Below are 15,700 nucleotides of genomic sequence, written 5' to 3'. Positions count from 1 at the left end.
AGCAATAAAAGTATTGCATAAGTAATTTTTTGTAACTACCTTTGCACTTGTCAAAGCTCACAATAGAGCTTCCGACAATCGGGGCGTAGCGCAGTCCGGTAGCGCACCTGGTTTGGGACCAGGTGGTCGCAGGTTCGAATCCTGTCACCCCGACGCAAAAAAAAGAGAGCGGAATTTTGAATTCCGCTCTCTTTTTGTATCTGTTATTTAATCGTTTTCCGAAAGCTGTCATTTCACATTTACGTTTTTCACACCTTCACCTTTCTTGACAGCTTCGCCGGGAACGGTGATTCTTACATTCTCAAGAGTGAGTCCGTCGACATGGTTAAGCTCAATACCTGAATCGGCACGGAAATGAGAATTGCGTATCACGACATTTTTCATCGGCATTTCAGGCAGACCGTTGAAAAGAGCTGCGCGCTTTGCCGAACGGCATGTCACATCGTCGATGTAGATGTTGCGGAACGACGGTGTCTCCTCAGTGACAGGGGGAACGGGAGCACCGGGCTTGATGCCATAGTAAAGGTCAAAGATAAGGGCATCGCCGGCAATGTCGGTCATCTTTATATTGTCCACATAAATGTCCTCGACCACGCCGCCACGGCCGCGGGTCGACTTGAAACGGAGGCCCACATCAGTGCCGATGAAGACACAGTTGTTTACAATGATGTCCTTGCAACCGCCCGACATTTCAGAGCCGATCACAAAACCGCCATGACCATGATAGACGGTGCATCCGTCAATCAGCACATTCGTACACGGTACGCCTCGGTCGCGTCCGTCTTTATCCTTTCCTGACTTGATACAGATGGCATCGTCGCCCACGTCAAAGCGACTGTTTACGACGAGGACGTTACGACACGATTCAATGTCGACTCCGTCGCCGTTCTGTGCATACCACGGATTGCGGACATTCACGTTATCGATGATGAGATTCTCGCAGAGGAGGGGATGAAGGTTCCATGCAGGAGAATTCTCAAAAGTCGCGTCCTTGAGCATCACGTTACGGCAATTGATAAACGACAGCAGCACCGGGCGCAGAAAATCGTGGGCATAGTCGACAAGTTCTTTATTGCCATGATGGACCTTTGCCTGAAGCTCCTTGTTATCGTAGACTTCGCGAATGCGCTCGTTAGGAAACCAGACATCACCCTTGGCATTGACACATCCGGTCTTTGTGAGCTTCTTCCACTGGTCGGCGGTCATCTTGCCCTTCTTGACCGGACGCCACTTCTGGCCATTGCCGTTGAATGTACCATCGCCCGTAATCGCAATGTCGTGTTTGTCGCGAGCGGAAAGAGGCGAGGTAGCACGATGGGTCGACAGTCCTTCCCAGTCGGAAGCGACGGCGGGATAGTCGGCCAGATTCTCGCTGAAGAGGACAAGTGCGCCACGGTCAAGGTGAAGCTCCACATTGCTCTCAAAAAGAATAGGACCGGTGTACCAGATACCTTCGGGAACAATAAGACGACCACCACCTTTGTCCGAAAGATGCTTCATCGCTTTGGCAAAAGCTTCGGTGTTGAGAGTGACGCCGTCGTTGACTCCGCCAAACGCAGTGATGTCCACTTCGTAGGAGGGGATTGACGGCGGGGTCACCGGCGATAGCTCAATCGGCAGATTTTTGTAGAAACTACTGTAGTCGGAAGCCTCGATTGCAGTTGCAAAACTCGAAAGCGAAAGAATAGCTCCGGCCAGCAGAGTGTGGCTTGAACAGATTTTCATGTTTTAAGGATTTAATTTATTAATTTGTTAATTTTACTCGTCAATGATTAGCAAGTGATTTTTGAAAAAATCAGACAAAACTAAGAGCGTCGGTAACGCTGAAAAATTGTATAAGTGCAAATATACGAAAAAATCCTCGTTAATCCTTATCACTCATTATAGCTTCGGGAAGGAAGATAACGGAAAAGTGCAAACAAGGCTGCCGCGAGGGCAATCGTTCCGCCGACATAACCGATATCGGCCATCATCCCGCGTTCACAGACTATTCCACCGGTGAATGCTCCAGCTCCGATTCCAAGATTGAATATCCCTGAATATATGCTCATCGCCACCACCGAATTATGAGGGGACAGGACAATGATTTCATTCTGGAAAGCGATATTGTAGACGGTGATTGCAAGCCCCCACAGAATGCATATGAACGCAAGTACAATCAGACCGAGGCGCGCTCCCGGAAGCAGCAACAGCATGATTACGGGCAACGACATGCAGGCGGTAGAAATGATTATGCGCGGATGGCGGGGGAAATAACGCGTCATAAGGAAACTGCCGGCAAGCCCGGCTATGCCGAAAAGACATAGGGTAAATGTGATTGCCTTGGCCTCGATGTGCAGAATGCTGTCCATGAACGGCTCGATGTAGCTGTAGCCTGTATAGTGTCCAGTGACTATCACAGCCGTTATGAAATAGACCATCAGGAGCGGACGCGACTTGATAATATCTTTCAACATCCGGCCACGTGACTCGTCCTGACCGCTGCGTGCAATGCTCGGAAAAAAGAAATAAAGTCCTATAAGAATCAGAAAAGAGAGCAAGCCGAGAGAGCCAAGCGTCACTCTCCAGCCGGCGAGCAAGCCCAGCACACGACCCAAAGGAAGACCGGCGACGAGAGCAACACCACCGCCGGCGACAAGTGCGCTCAACGCTGTCGACCTTCGGCCGTCGGGACTCACGGCCACAGCCATAGTCGGAGCGATGGACCAGAACAGTGAATGAGCCGTAGCCACACCGATGCGCAAGAGCATGAGAGTCCAGAAACCTGTCGAGAGAACAGAACCTATGTGGCTCACAAAAAACAGCGCCACTACGCAGAGAAGCAAACGGCGAAAATCCATCTTCGCACACCAGAGCATGAGAGGCAACGACAGGCAGGCAACCACCCAAGCATAAATGGTTATCAGCAGTCCGGCATGAGCCTCGGTCACGCCGAAGTCAGCTGCAATGTCACTGAGAAGTCCGATAGGAGTGAGTTCGGATGTGTTGAATGTGAATCCTGCAATGGTCAGCAGAATCAGGGGGAGAAAACGTTTCACAATTTGTCGCCTTAGAAATTCTATATCTTTTACCTTAAAAAATCGAGGTGCAAAAATACAAAAAAATCCACACCCGATGATTCTAATTTTCATATAGAAAACATCGGGTGCAGATTCAAGTCGATGTGATTAGTTTTACATCATATTTTATAGTTCGGAAGGCGCGTCAGTATGGAAATAATATTTGTGAGAACCTGACGCAAATCGCCTTTTTCGTCCGAGTGCTCGCAAATGCTTTTGACCTCAATCAGTGCGAGCGCGAGCGCTCCGCAAGAGGTCAGATAAGGAAAAGCCGGAATGATGGTGAAGCCTGAATCCTTTAGAAAATCGAGCGAGGCGACAAGCATGACATCAATCACGGTCATGGAAAACAGGGCGAGGTAATAACGGCCGATCTTATCAACCGTTCGCCTAAGGCCGGAAGAGGTGCATTTTTCACCGCGCTGTTTTGCTTTACGAAGACCGCTTACGAGATCGGCAATGACGGCAGCAAGAACACAGAGATAGTCGATGAGGAGAAGTAGAAACATGGGATATCGAGAATTGAAAATTGAGAATTTAATCTGACCGTAAAGTGATTTTTTAGGGCAGAGACACAAAAAAGAGATGCTGCAAAGTTAATGTCTGAAGCATCTCTTTTTGGTGCGATAATGCAAAATGTTGTCTCAATTCTCGTCAACCGCATGGAGTGCACCATAGACTATCGAAGCCTTGGCCGGTCCGATAAGTTCGGCTATGGTGTCGATATCTGCCTCACGCAGACGTTTGACACTTTTGAAATGTGTCAGCAGAGCCGTACGCGTCTTCTCGCCGACACCCTTTATACCGTCAAGCTCCGACACGGCCTGCGATTTGCTGCGACGGTTGCGATGGTGTGTGATGCCGAAGCGGTGGGCTTCGTCGCGCAGATGCTGAACGACACGTAGAGTCTCACTGTTCTTGTCGATGTAGAGGGGTATGCTGTCACCGGGGAAATAGATTTCCTCAAGACGCTTGGCTATACCGACAACGGCTATAGTGCCACGCAGTCCCATATCGTCGAGAGCCTCGACGGCAGCCGACAACTGACCCTTGCCACCATCGACCACGATGAGCTGCGGGAGCGGTTTTTCCTCGCTGACAAGACGTGAATAACGGCGCGTCAGCACCTCCTTCATCGAGGCAAAATCGTCAGGTCCGACAACGGTCTTGATATTGAAATGACGGTAGTCTTTCTTGCTCGGCTTGGCATCCTTGAAAACCACACACGAGGCCACCGGATTCGTGCCCTGTATGTTCGAGTTGTCGAAACACTCGATGTGGCGGGGCAGTTCGGAAAGACGGAAGTCAGACTGCATGCGCTGAAGTATGCGCTCGGTGCGGGTCTCTGGATTGCGCTTCTCCATAGTCTTGATACGGTCGACGCGATGCTGACGTGCATTTTTCTGCGACACCTCCAACAGCTTTGCCTTGTCGCCCCTCTGAGGAATTATGAAACGGACCGAGGGCATCTCGACATCCGGCTCTTCGGCAACAATCACTTCATCGAATTTCACGCCAAGCGACTCGGAAATCTCCGACATCGCATAGCCCAGAAGCTGCGCACGCGACTCGTCAAGACGACGTTTGAACTCCAGCGTCACAGACTTCACGACAGTTCCACGGCGGACGTGCATATAGTTAATGTAGACATCGGAATCCTCGTCGTCGATGCCAAACACATCAATATCCTCGATGGTCTGGGAGACTATCACACTCTTGGCCTGATAACGTTTTATAAGGTCATACTGTTCCTTCAACTCCTGTGCTTCCTCAAAGCGAAGTTCCATCGAAAGCTTCTCCATTTCGCCACGAAGATAGCCGAGGAGCTCGCCCGTCTCACCGCGCAGTATGGCACGTATCCTGTCAATGTCACTGTTATATTCCTCAGAGGAAATAAGCCCCGTGCAGCATCCTTTGCAGCGCTTGAGATGATAGTCGAGGCAGAGCCGTCCCTTGCCGGCCTTTATCCAGTCAAGCGTCATCGGCTGACGGCACGAACGCACACAATATATCTTCCTGACAAGTTCAAGAATCGCACGCGCAGAGCCGGAGTCGGTGTACGGACCATAGTATTTCGAGCCATCCTTGATGCGCTGACGGGTCATGAAGACTTTGGGAAAAGGCTCGTTTGTCACCACTATCCAAGGATAGGATTTATCATCTTTAAGAAGCACATTGTAGCGAGGCTGATATTCCTTTATCATCGAAGCCTCAAGATTAAGGGCATCCTGTTCGGTGGGGACTACAATGTAGCTCATATCGACAATCGCACGGACAAGCAGATTGGTGCGCAGACTGTCGTGAGTCCTGTTGAAATAGGAACTGACACGTCTTTTAAGATTCTTGGCTTTGCCGACATAGATGACAGTACCCTCGGAATCATAATACATGTAGACACCGGGAGTATCGGGAAGTATTGAAATTTTTTCTGTAAGGGAAGCTGATTTCTTATGCTTGGCCATAATCAAAAAGAGTGTTTATATAGACGGGGAAAATGAAAGTCAATCGCTACTACTGACTGCATCACTTAACCCTGAAACATCATAATATTATTTACCCCACACCTCGCAAGTGAAACAGACACGCTGTCCGGTTCGCTTGCCAATTGTGGAGTTATAATCACAAAGCCTCTAGAAGACTTTGTCGGAAAAATATCGTCTGAAGAAATAGGGAAACAGGATGAATCAATATGAGATCAATGATGTCACCTCGGCTTCTGAAGGAAGGTTCTCACGACCCTTCAGATCGAGGAGCTCAATGATAAAATTGATATAGATTTTCTTCGGATTCATAGATTTGACAAGTTCATAGGCAGCTGCCATTGTTCCACCTGTCGCAAGCACGTCGTCGTGAATCACCACTACGTCGTCGGGAGTGATGGCATCACGATGAATCTCTATCACATCCTTGCCATATTCCTTGTCGTAGGAAGTGCTGATAGTGTCGGCGGGAAGCTTGCCGGGCTTACGGACGGGGACAAATCCCGCACCGAGTTCAAAGGCAAGAATCGAACCGGCGATAAAGCCACGTGACTCGATTCCGACCACCTTAGTAACGCCTTTGTCGCGGTAAAGTTGAGAAAGGTCCCAACCGATGATGTGAAGACCGCGAGGATCTTTCAGAAGTGTAGTGATGTCGCGGAATATGACTCCTTTCTGAGGGAAATCATAGACATCGCGAATGCGTCTTTTTAAATATTCCATTTATATAAGTATTAAGTTTTTAAGTAGCAAGTATTAAGTATATGGGTTTGTATTATCGCAGTTTTTCACGAGAAATTCCACGTAATTTTACCCGATTTGTTTCACGTGAAACAATGATTTTACCTACCCAACATGAGTAAAAGGATGTTTATGTCCGCAGGAGAAATACCGGGGATACGTGAAGCCTGTGCGATTGTTTCGGGGTTGATTTTTTCGAGTTTCTGACGGGCTTCGGTCGATAGTGTGGTCAGTTTCGAATAGTCAATCTTGCCCCGGAGAGCAAGGTTTTCAAGACGGCGGAGCTTATCGGCAATCTGGCTTTCACGCTGAATATACCCCTGATATTTTATAAGGATTTCAGCAGCCTCGACAATCTCCTCCCGACGGGCATCTTCTATCTCCGCAGCAATAAATTCACCCAACGGCTTTATAACTTCAGATAGTTTCTGAATGTTCAGAGCAGGTCGCAGGATGAGATCGTAAAGCTTCACACCCTGCTTCAACGGCTGCTCGCCGATTGATTCAAGATAGGGATTGATCAATGCGCTTTTCACCGAGAAATCCTTGCAGAATTCAATCAGAGCATCGCGCTGTCTGCGCTTGCTCTCCATGATTTCGAAGCGATAATCGGTAGCCAGACCGATGGCATGTCCGCGTGGGGTCAGACGCATGTCGGCATCGTCCTGACGGAGAAGAATACGGTATTCGGCACGCGAAGTAAACATGCGATAAGGCTCGTCGACACCCTTGGTGACAAGGTCGTCGATAAGCACTCCTATATAAGCCTCGTCGCGCGCAAGCGTAAACGGCGCTTCGCCTTTGACCTTCAGAGCAGCGTTTATTCCGGCCACGAGACCCTGTCCGGCGGCTTCCTCATAGCCTGTAGTTCCGTTGACCTGTCCGGCAAAATATAAGCCTGAAATCAGCTTCGTCTCCAGAGTGTGATAGAGCTGGGTCGGATCAAAAAAGTCGTATTCGATAGCGTAGCCCGGACGATAAATCTGCACATTTTTCAGCGCAGGGACAGTCTCAAGCGCACGGATCTGAATGTCGACCGGAAGCGAAGACGAGAAGCCGTTGAGATAATATTCATTTGTCACTTCACCTTCAGGTTCGAGGAAAAGCTGATGCTCGTTCTTATCGGCAAAAGTGACAATCTTGGTTTCGATGCTGGGGCAGTAGCGAGGCCCGATGCTCTTTATCTGGCCATTGTAGAGCGGAGAATCCGGAAGCCCCTCACGCAAAATCCGATGTGTCTCGGGGTTTGTATAAACCGTGTGGCAAGGACGCTGACGCAGTCTGCGACGGACATTTGAAAGATAAGAGAACTTGTGGAAATCGTCGTCACCCTCCTGAAGAGTGGTAAGACTCCAGTCAACCGAGCGGCCGTCGATACGCACGGGTGTGCCGGTTTTCATGCGGTCGGTAGCGAAACCAAGGTCTCGCAACTGCTCTGTGAGACCATAGGATGCCGGTTCGGACACGCGTCCGCCGGGGAGTTTCACAGGCCCTGTGTGCATCAGTCCGTTGAGAAAAGTTCCGGCTGTAAGCACCACCGATTTTGCATTGAAAGTCACACCAAGACACGTCCTGACTCCTGCCACGCAACCGTCCTTTATGACAAGTTCATTGGCAGAATCCTGCCAGATGTCAAGGTTGGGTGTATTCTCAAGAATCTCACGCCACAGGCGAGAGAAAGCCATTCGGTCGCTCTGTGCGCGCGGACTCCACATAGCCGGACCTTTCGAACGGTTAAGCATGCGGAACTGGATGGCACTCTCGTCTGTCACGATACCCATCATGCCGCCGAGCGCATCAATCTCTCTTACAATCTGTCCCTTTGCAATGCCCCCGACGGCCGGATTACAACTCATCTGGGCAATCTTGTTCATGTCGATTGTCATAAGAAGGGTGCTCACACCAAGACGGGCAGCCGCATGGGCTGCCTCACATCCGGCATGACCCGCCCCTATGACAATGAGGTCGTAGTCAAATCTCATCTAACTTTTTTAGTGCTTTGTTTTCAAAAGATTCCATTATTTCACGTTCACCCGGTCCTTTATCGTTTATGCCACATAAATGAAGCACACCATGAATGATCACGCGCAGTAGTTCGCGTTGATAGGTAGCTCCGACTAAAACTGAATTGGACTCGACGGTGTCGAGTGAAATAAACATATCGCCTGATATCATCCTTCCGCGTGAATAGTCGAAAGTGATGATATCCGTAAAATAATCATGATTGAGAAACTGACGGTTGACCTCGATAATTTTCGGGTCATCGCAAAAAATATAGGTCAAGGGGCCGACAATGCGATTGTGAGAAGCAGCCACCGCTACAATCCACTCTTCGAGTCGTGCGGTGTCAATATCAGGCATTTTTGTAGTGCCGTCGGTCAGCCACTCTATTTTCTTCATGTTACAAAGTTAGTCAATTTTTCATTTAACGTCAAAATTTTTAGATTGGTCATTTTTCCAAACATAAAAATAGAGCTTATTTATTTAATTAAAAGCATATTACACCAATTTTAAGGCTCTGAGATTTTAATATTTGAAACCGCCTGCACAAACGGGCGTGAATTTTACAGCCTCAGAAGGCTAAATTTAATATCAACTAAAAATAAAGACACTAAATTTTAAATATTAGACAATATATTATATATTTTAATTTTTCAAAACGAGTCCCCTCCTCTACCCTATTGTAGAAAGCAGAGTCTTGTCGGAAGAAACCTCAAGCACTACTTTCGACGAGCAGGTCATAGGTATGTTATGGTCGACATGGCCAATCGGAAAACCGAAGGCTACAGGAAAACCGAAGGGCTCGACCATTCGTGAAATCATAGCCTCCATTGTCGGTGAATTGCGGTCGGGAGCATAATCGGTAAACTGCCCGACGATAAGTCCGCCCAATGCTCCGAGAGCACCGCTCAGCCGGAGCGTATACAGAATACGTTCCACCTTATATATCGGCTCGGCGATATCCTCAATGAAGAGGATAGTCCCGGGGCGGATGACATCAAAGGGCGTCGAAACCAGTCCGGCAATCACTGCAAGATTTCCTCCCGCCAACAATCCTTCCGCTCTGCCGGGACGATTCAAGGGATGGGCTTCCACCTCGACATCGGGAGTCGCGCCTTCAAGTTTTTCAAACAGCAGTCTTGAATCGTCATCCTTACCCGAAAACTGAGCTATATGTTTTGTCATCGGAGCGTGGAGCGACTTGATTCCTTTACGCGTCATCAAGGCATGGAGAGCGGAGATGTCACTGTAGCCGACAACCCATTTGGGATCATCGCGCAAAGGGAGTCGGTCGAGACGGTCGAGAAGATGCACAGCTCCATAGCCGCCGCGCGCGCAGATGATGGCACGCGTGTCAGGGTCTAGAAACGCGGTCTCCAGATCGGAGTAACGCTCATCGTCACTACCGGCATAAGTCCCTTGGCGATTGAAAGTATTTTCGCCGACATAAGGAACCCATCCCCTGTCAGCAAGAACAGGGAGACAGTTGTAGACAATCTGCGGCTTGATGATTCCGGCCGGCGAAACTATGGCTATACGGTCACCGCTGCGAAGCGGACGGGGTGTCAGAATGGAAAGCTCTGCCATTAGAATTGTATGATTCACGCGGCCACAGCGGCCACAAATTTTCTTTTACATTACGCGACCTGAACAGGGATTCCGGTTTCGGATGCTATGCGCTCCCCTATCCTATCAAGCTCCTGACGGTCGATTTTCTCAAGAGTCTCAGCCGGAGTCTTACGGTCGATGGAATAGATCATGATTTCACGGGGAGCTATCGCCTTGTAGGCTTCGATAAGAGCGTCGACCTCGGCAGGAGTAGTGTTGTCTATTTTCACACCGTCATATTCACCGCGCAAAAACATGGTCTGGACAATACATTGTCCGTTGAACTTGGCAATGTCGGCTATGGCTTTTTCCGATGTGAAAGCCGGGCTGTTCGGCCGGTCAATCACTTTCATTGTAGCCGTGACAGCCGAATCGAGCTTAAGAATGTTATTGTCAACCTTTCTCAAAGCATCTTCGACCGAACTGCGGTCAAGGCGCGTCGAATTGCTCAGTACACTGACCTTGGCCGATGGATAATACTTGTCGCGGATGCGCAGAGTGTCGTCGATCACACCGCTGAAATCTGGATGGAGCGTCGGCTCGCCATTACCTGAAAAAGTAATCACGTCAAGCGGCTCACCGGCCTCGCTCATGTTTTTCAGACGCGATTCAAGCTGCCTTGCCACCTGTTCGCGTGAAGGAAAACCCGTTGTCCCCTGCCCTTGCGCATTAAAACCGGCCTCACAATACAGGCAGTCGAATGAGCATATCTTACCGTCGTCGGGTGTGAGATTGACACCGAGCGAGACTCCAAGACGCCGCGAACGTATAGGGCCGAAAATAGTGGAATGGAAAAGTACAGTCTGCATGATGTTATTTTATGAAACCATCGGTTGGACCTACCGGGAATGTTACATGTGAATATTTATATGTGAAGCGTGCAAATAGAGCTCCGCAGACACTTCAATAGCAAAATTAAGCATTTTTTTCGGGGCACTCCTTTGTTTTCGGGATAAAAATCACCATCTTTGCATTTATTAAATCATCAAACTCTTTAACCAAACACCATATTCCATGAATTTCGCACGAGACTCTTTCAGAATTTTCGCTGACACGACAGCCCTCTACCACAAGACTGACGATGTTGATGCCCGTGTTGCAAACCCTTATCCGGAGGGGACGATCGAGGCAACCCTCTTTGCCAAGAACTGGATCGATGCCGTGCAGTGGCATCTCGAAGATATAATCCGCGACCCAAATATCGACCCCGTGGCTGCGCTCGCTCTCAAACGCCGTATCGACAAGTCGAATCAGGACCGCACCGATATGGTCGAGGAAATCGACACTTATTTCCGTGAGAAATATGCCGATGTCACACCGCTGTCCGACGCTACTATCAACACCGAAAGCCCGGCGTGGGCGCTCGACCGTCTATCGATTCTCGCTCTGAAAATCTACCACATGGCGCGCGAAGTCGAGCGCACAGACGCCTCGCCCGAGCACATCGCCAAGTGTCAGGCTAAACTTGATGTGCTTCTTCAGCAGGAAAATGACCTCACGACAGCAATCGACCAGCTGCTCGACGACATTGCCGCAGGACGCAAATACATGAAGGTCTACCGTCAGATGAAAATGTACAACGATCCATCGACCAACCCTGTACTCTATAAAAAATAAGAGGCTGATACACAGCTTTGACAACAAAAAAAACAGACAGAAACGACACGAAATCGTTTCTGTCTGTTTTTTTGTTCCTTCCGTCACTCTCAGCCATCGCCGAAAGAATCGGAGGCGGAAAAGCTTACTTTTACACAGTCAGGATTTCTTTTTCCTTGGCTGCAAAAAGCTCGTCGATTTTCTTAAGATATTTATCGTGGAGCTTCTGTACATCGTTTTCAGCATCCTTTTCAACATCTTCACTCATACCCTGCTTCACAGCCTTCTTAAGACCGTCGATAGCATCGCGGCGAGCGTTGCGCACACTCACTTTTGCAGTTTCGGCTTCTGCCTTTGACTGCTTCACGAGAGCGCGGCGGCGTTCCTCGGTCAGCGGGGGAATTGAAATGCGGATGATTTCACCGTTGTTTTCAGGTGTGATGCCCAGCTCGGAATTTATGATGGCTTTTTCAATTTCCTTGAACATAGCCTTTTCCCATGGGGTGATGGTGATGGTACGCGCATCGGGAACTGCGACGTTTGCAACCTGAGACACAGGCACGTTAGAGCCATAGTAGCTCACGCGTACTGCATCAAGAATCTTCGGATTAGCCTTGCCTGCACGGATATGGGCAAGTGCCTCATCGAGATAAGCCACGGCCAACTCCATTTTTTCTTGGGCCGGATTTAAGTAATCAGAGGGTTCCATTTTATAAGTATTAAGTTTTAAGTGTCAAGTATTGAGTCTGGAAGACTTTCTTTTTAATAGACGAGAGTTCCGATAGGCTCTCCCTTGATGACTTTCAGAAGATTGCCGGGAGTGTCCATGTCAAACACCACGATGGGCAGATGGTTTTCCTTGCAGAGAGCAGTGGCAGTGAGGTCCATCACCTTCAGTCCGCGGTTGTACACTTCGTCATAAGTGATTTTGTCAAATTTAGTGGCAGTCGGATCTTTCTCGGGATCAGCCGTATAGATTCCGTCGACGCGTGTGCCCTTGAGCATGACATCGGCTTCAACCTCGATGCCGCGGAGGGCACTGCCGGTGTCGGTAGTGAAAAACGGATTGCCTGTTCCTCCGGCAATCACCGCAACCTCGCCGCGCTGAAGAGCCTCGATGGCCACGCGGTTTGAATAGTAGTCTCCTATCGGATACATGTTGAGGGCGGTGAACACCTTTGCCGGCTGACCGATAGCGTCGAGAGCCGACGAAAGGGCAAGCGAATTGATCACGGTGGCGAGCATACCCATCTGGTCACCCTTGACACGGTTGAAACCTTTGGCCGCGCCGGAAACACCACGGAATATATTGCCTCCGCCGATTACGATAGCCACTTGAACGCCCATCGAACAGATTTCCATAATCTGGCGGGCATATTCATTCAGACGGTCAGTGTCGATGCCGTAGCCCTGCTTTCCCATCAGCGATTCACCGCTGAGCTTGAGGAGGACTCTTCTGTATTTTGGTTCCATTTGTTTTAATGAGTTTTATACCGTTGTTTATTGATGTTTCAACAAAGGTAATGATTATTCCCGCAATAATACAACCATTGGACGCTAAAAATTAAAATACACATATTTTATATATATCACGAGCCTCAATATTCATGACAATTTGATTTCAAACTTCACACAATTTGGTTACAAATTTCATAAAAAGATAAATATCGCCTATTTTTGCATATAAAGTCAACCGTATACTATCAGTTCTTCTCTCTCCTTACAACGTTCGTGAGTAATTTTGAGCCAAAAACCACACCTGCTATTCTGCTCATTGATGACGACAGAAACATCACAGCCCTGCTCGAAGGTAACCTTCAGAGCGAGGGTTATCGCGTCACATCTGTTATACGGGCGGAAGATGCACTCATCCTACCTCTTGAAACATTCAATCTCGTCATAACAGAGGTCAGACTCCCCGGAGAAATCGACGGCCTTGAACTCCTTGACAGAATTAAGGACGACCGAATGACACAACACATCCCGGTCATCTTCTGCACAGTTCTCGACGGTGAAAACGATATTATAGCCGGTCTCAACTCAGGGGCTGACGATTATGTCATCAAGCCTTTCTCGCTGCGTGAATTCATGGCGAGAGTCCGCTCTGTCCTTCGCCGTCACAGAAATTTCGCGCCCGCAGCAAACGCCCGCACAATCGAATACCGCACCCTCATCCTCAACGTAGACTCACGTGGACTGATCATTGACGGAGATTCAATCTCGCTCTCTCCGACCGAATTTTCAATACTCACCCAGTTACTGCGCTCGCGCAACAAACTGTTCACACGCGAGGAAATATTCACTACCGCGTGGCCCGGTGAGGAAATGAACAATCCGCGTCTCGTTGATGTCAATATCTCCCGCCTGCGTAAAAAACTCGGCTGCTATGGCCAGAATATAGTCAACCGTTCAGGACTCGGCTACGGATTCATGGACATCTGACCGACAGTGAAGTAAATCTGTATATGAAAAAATCAAGCGCCATAAACAAGAGTCAGGATTCTCCGCTGCCATCCTCGACAACACCGTTTATTCTTGAAGCCGGCTGCGATGAAGCGGGTCGCGGCTGCCTCGCAGGTCCGGTATTCGCTGCCGCGGTAATTCTCCCCGACGGATATACAAACGAACTTCTCAACGATTCAAAAAAACTTACAGCACGCCAGCGCGAACTCCTGCGTCCCATCATCGAGCGCGATGCCGTTGCTTGGGCTGTCGCGTCATGTGACCACAGCGAGATTGACAGCATCAACATCCTCAACGCTTCCATACTTGCCATGCACCGCGCACTCGACCGGCTCGAAGTAGTCCCCGGTGCGATAGCTGTCGACGGAAACAGATTCAAACCCTACAAAGATATTCCGCATACCACAATCGTCAAGGGTGACTCACGCTTCGGCAACATAGCGGCAGCTTCAATCCTCGCAAAAACCTACCGCGACGAGTTTATGGACAAGGCAGCAAAACAATATCCGGGCTACAACTGGGAGGTCAACAAGGGATATCCCACACGTGACCACCGGGCAGCCATTGCAAAATTAGGCCCTACTCCAATACACCGTATGACATTCAGACTGCTCCCTGACGAAGCGGCCCAAAAACAGAGCAAGAAAAAATCATGATTTTCTAAATAACAGGTGTCCAGCTGTCAACGACTTCCAGCGCTTATCTCCACCACTCCTTACTTCGGCCGACTCCCGGCTTTCAGTTTTCTCGCTGTAGTATAGGCAAGTAGTTCCGAGCGATAGGACTGCATTGAAATTTCACGGCCTACTTTACCTTCAAAAATTCCGCCTTCTCTGACAAAACTATGCCAAAAGGCTTTCATGCCGTGGAGAAACGGAGAAACCACACCTATGTTTTCATCGCGCACGGCAAGCACTTTAGCCTTCATTGCAGCGTGTGAGGCCACTACCCTTTGATATTGCTCGCGCGTGTCGCAACGGTGATGGAGTATGTCACCGTCGATAAACTCAGGTCTGACGGAATCACGGAAGATGACTGTCTCCGATACATCCCTCAAATTCCAGTTGGCATAGCGCTTATCAAAAAGTCTGATCTGGCGGTCAGGATACCATCCGCAACGTCTAACAGGAATACCGCAATAAAAATTCAAGCGCGAGATGCTGTAGACCCTGTGGCCGAAACCATCCTCTTTCAATTTTTTTATCGATTCCTGAAGGGCAGGCGACAGGAGTTCATCGGCATCGATTGAAAGTATGTACTGATGTGTGGTGAGTGATGTCGCATACTGGCGCTGTGCGCCGAAACCGTCAAACTTTCTGGTGCTGACACGGCATCCGAATTTTTCGCATATCTCAACCGTATGGTCGGTCGAGCCGGAATCAACCACTATTATTTCATCAGCTACACCACGCAAAGATTCCAGACAAGCACCGATATGCCTCTCTTCATTATATGCAAGTATGGTAGCTGAGATTTTATTCATGTCTGACAAAAGCAAACTTACCAACCACAAATGTAAAATAAATATTTCAAACGAGAGAAATTTTATCTAAAAAATCGCATTTATAATCTACGAAACACCTATTTTTAACCCATAAACCCATCTACAGATACTTGTAATCCATATTGGAATTCTATCTTGATGCATAAAAAAACTATCTAACAAAATTCTTTTCTCATAAAAATTACACATTTACAACAATATTGTCCTAAACGTTTTGGGCAAAAATAAAAATAGGAAGTAGTTACTAA

At 48.6% G+C, this 15,700-nt stretch carries 15 protein-coding genes and 1 tRNA gene; 4 read left to right on the top strand and 12 right to left on the bottom strand.

All coding sequences use genetic code 11. From position 1 onward, the window contains the following. Nucleotides 1-79 precede the first annotated feature (79 nt). Nucleotides 80-153: transfer RNA gene (locus tag QZ311_RS11225), tRNA-Pro, on the top strand. A gap of 75 nt (nucleotides 154-228) precedes the next feature. On the opposite strand, the gene QZ311_RS11220 is transcribed toward QZ311_RS11225, so the two are convergent. The 9 genes from QZ311_RS11220 to QZ311_RS11180 form a co-directional block, all read right to left on the bottom strand. Further along, the gene (locus tag QZ311_RS11220; RefSeq protein ID WP_297067968.1) at nucleotides 229-1,725 is read right to left on the bottom strand and encodes a glycoside hydrolase family 28 protein; all 1,497 of its coding nucleotides are present in this window, start codon (nucleotides 1,723-1,725) and stop codon (nucleotides 229-231) included. 149 nt (nucleotides 1,726-1,874) lie between these two features. Continuing rightward, a complete protein-coding gene (locus QZ311_RS11215; RefSeq protein WP_297067965.1) occupies nucleotides 1,875-3,038 on the bottom strand; it encodes an MFS transporter in 1,164 nt (387 codons plus the stop codon). Between the two features lie 140 nt (nucleotides 3,039-3,178). Further along, nucleotides 3,179-3,568 (bottom strand): phage holin family protein, encoded by a 390-nt coding sequence (locus tag QZ311_RS11210; protein ID WP_297067962.1) that lies wholly within the window; start codon nucleotides 3,566-3,568, stop codon nucleotides 3,179-3,181. A 135-nt stretch (nucleotides 3,569-3,703) separates the two neighbouring features. Next, a complete protein-coding gene (uvrC, locus tag QZ311_RS11205; protein WP_297067959.1) occupies nucleotides 3,704-5,521 on the bottom strand; it encodes an excinuclease ABC subunit UvrC in 1,818 nt (605 codons plus the stop codon). A 222-nt stretch (nucleotides 5,522-5,743) separates the two neighbouring features. Continuing rightward, nucleotides 5,744-6,262 (bottom strand): adenine phosphoribosyltransferase, encoded by a 519-nt coding sequence (locus QZ311_RS11200; protein ID WP_297067956.1) that lies wholly within the window; start codon nucleotides 6,260-6,262, stop codon nucleotides 5,744-5,746. A 119-nt stretch (nucleotides 6,263-6,381) separates the two neighbouring features. Then, nucleotides 6,382-8,262: a tRNA uridine-5-carboxymethylaminomethyl(34) synthesis enzyme MnmG gene (gene mnmG, locus QZ311_RS11195; RefSeq protein ID WP_297067953.1), complete on the bottom strand. Its 1,881-nt coding sequence runs from the start codon at nucleotides 8,260-8,262 to the stop codon at nucleotides 6,382-6,384. Continuing rightward, entirely contained in the window at nucleotides 8,252-8,680 is a 429-nt protein-coding gene (gene ybeY / locus QZ311_RS11190; protein ID WP_297067950.1) for an rRNA maturation RNase YbeY, read from the bottom strand. Before ybeY ends, mnmG begins: the two co-directional genes overlap by 11 nt. A 273-nt stretch (nucleotides 8,681-8,953) precedes the next feature. Next, nucleotides 8,954-9,868 carry an LD-carboxypeptidase gene (locus tag QZ311_RS11185; RefSeq protein WP_297067947.1) on the bottom strand — a complete coding sequence of 305 codons (915 nt, stop codon included), beginning with the start codon at nucleotides 9,866-9,868 and terminating at the stop codon, nucleotides 8,954-8,956. Between the two features lie 50 nt (nucleotides 9,869-9,918). After that, nucleotides 9,919-10,698, bottom strand: coding sequence for a radical SAM protein (locus QZ311_RS11180; RefSeq protein WP_297067944.1), 780 nt, complete (start codon nucleotides 10,696-10,698; stop codon nucleotides 9,919-9,921). Nucleotides 10,699-10,903: 205 nt separating this feature from the next. Here QZ311_RS11180 and QZ311_RS11175 point away from each other — a divergent pair, with 205 nt between their 5' ends. Further along, a complete protein-coding gene (locus tag QZ311_RS11175) occupies nucleotides 10,904-11,506 on the top strand; it encodes a DUF4254 domain-containing protein (protein ID WP_297067941.1) in 603 nt (200 codons plus the stop codon). Between the two features lie 130 nt (nucleotides 11,507-11,636). On the opposite strand, the gene frr is transcribed toward QZ311_RS11175, so the two are convergent. Together frr and pyrH are read right to left on the bottom strand one after the other, a co-directional pair. Next, nucleotides 11,637-12,194, bottom strand: a complete 558-nt coding sequence (frr, locus tag QZ311_RS11170) for a ribosome recycling factor (protein ID WP_297067937.1) — start codon at nucleotides 12,192-12,194, stop codon at nucleotides 11,637-11,639. A gap of 53 nt (nucleotides 12,195-12,247) precedes the next feature. Next, entirely contained in the window at nucleotides 12,248-12,958 is a 711-nt protein-coding gene (gene pyrH, locus QZ311_RS11165) for a UMP kinase (protein WP_123613786.1), read from the bottom strand. 258 nt (nucleotides 12,959-13,216) lie between these two features. Here pyrH and QZ311_RS11160 point away from each other — a divergent pair, with 258 nt between their 5' ends. Next, a complete protein-coding gene (locus QZ311_RS11160; RefSeq protein WP_297067932.1) occupies nucleotides 13,217-13,927 on the top strand; it encodes a response regulator transcription factor in 711 nt (236 codons plus the stop codon). 23 nt (nucleotides 13,928-13,950) lie between these two features. Next, nucleotides 13,951-14,604, top strand: a complete 654-nt coding sequence (locus QZ311_RS11155; protein WP_297067930.1) for a ribonuclease HII — start codon at nucleotides 13,951-13,953, stop codon at nucleotides 14,602-14,604. Nucleotides 14,605-14,663: 59 nt separating this feature from the next. Here QZ311_RS11155 and QZ311_RS11150 read toward each other — a convergent pair whose 3' ends face one another. Further along, complete coding sequence (locus QZ311_RS11150; protein ID WP_297067927.1) at nucleotides 14,664-15,431, bottom strand: glycosyltransferase family 2 protein; 768 nt, start codon at nucleotides 15,429-15,431, stop codon at nucleotides 14,664-14,666. Nucleotides 15,432-15,700 lie beyond the last annotated feature (269 nt).

This window comes from uncultured Duncaniella sp., from assembly GCF_910578445.1.
Lineage (GTDB): Bacteria > Bacteroidota > Bacteroidia > Bacteroidales > Muribaculaceae > Duncaniella.
This window is presented reverse-complemented; position numbering and strand designations above follow the sequence as displayed.

Excerpts from the sequence above, each read along its gene's own strand:
- ybeY (WP_297067950.1), bottom strand. The coding sequence starts at position 8,680 with ATGAAGAAAATAGAGTGGCTGACCGACGGCACTACAAAAATGCCTGAT.
- QZ311_RS11200 (WP_297067956.1), bottom strand. The coding sequence starts at position 6,262 with ATGGAATATTTAAAAAGACGCATTCGCGATGTCTATGATTTCCCTCAG.
- QZ311_RS11180 (WP_297067944.1), bottom strand. The coding sequence starts at position 10,698 with ATGCAGACTGTACTTTTCCATTCCACTATTTTCGGCCCTATACGTTCG.
- uvrC (WP_297067959.1), bottom strand. The coding sequence starts at position 5,521 with ATGGCCAAGCATAAGAAATCAGCTTCCCTTACAGAAAAAATTTCAATA.
- mnmG (WP_297067953.1), bottom strand. The coding sequence starts at position 8,262 with ATGAGATTTGACTACGACCTCATTGTCATAGGGGCGGGTCATGCCGGA.
- pyrH (WP_123613786.1), bottom strand. The coding sequence starts at position 12,958 with ATGGAACCAAAATACAGAAGAGTCCTCCTCAAGCTCAGCGGTGAATCG.
- QZ311_RS11220 (WP_297067968.1), bottom strand. The coding sequence starts at position 1,725 with ATGAAAATCTGTTCAAGCCACACTCTGCTGGCCGGAGCTATTCTTTCG.
- QZ311_RS11175 (WP_297067941.1), top strand. The coding sequence starts at position 10,904 with ATGAATTTCGCACGAGACTCTTTCAGAATTTTCGCTGACACGACAGCC.
- frr (WP_297067937.1), bottom strand. The coding sequence starts at position 12,194 with ATGGAACCCTCTGATTACTTAAATCCGGCCCAAGAAAAAATGGAGTTG.
- QZ311_RS11155 (WP_297067930.1), top strand. The coding sequence starts at position 13,951 with ATGAAAAAATCAAGCGCCATAAACAAGAGTCAGGATTCTCCGCTGCCA.
- QZ311_RS11185 (WP_297067947.1), bottom strand. The coding sequence starts at position 9,868 with ATGGCAGAGCTTTCCATTCTGACACCCCGTCCGCTTCGCAGCGGTGAC.
- QZ311_RS11210 (WP_297067962.1), bottom strand. The coding sequence starts at position 3,568 with ATGTTTCTACTTCTCCTCATCGACTATCTCTGTGTTCTTGCTGCCGTC.
- QZ311_RS11150 (WP_297067927.1), bottom strand. The coding sequence starts at position 15,431 with ATGAATAAAATCTCAGCTACCATACTTGCATATAATGAAGAGAGGCAT.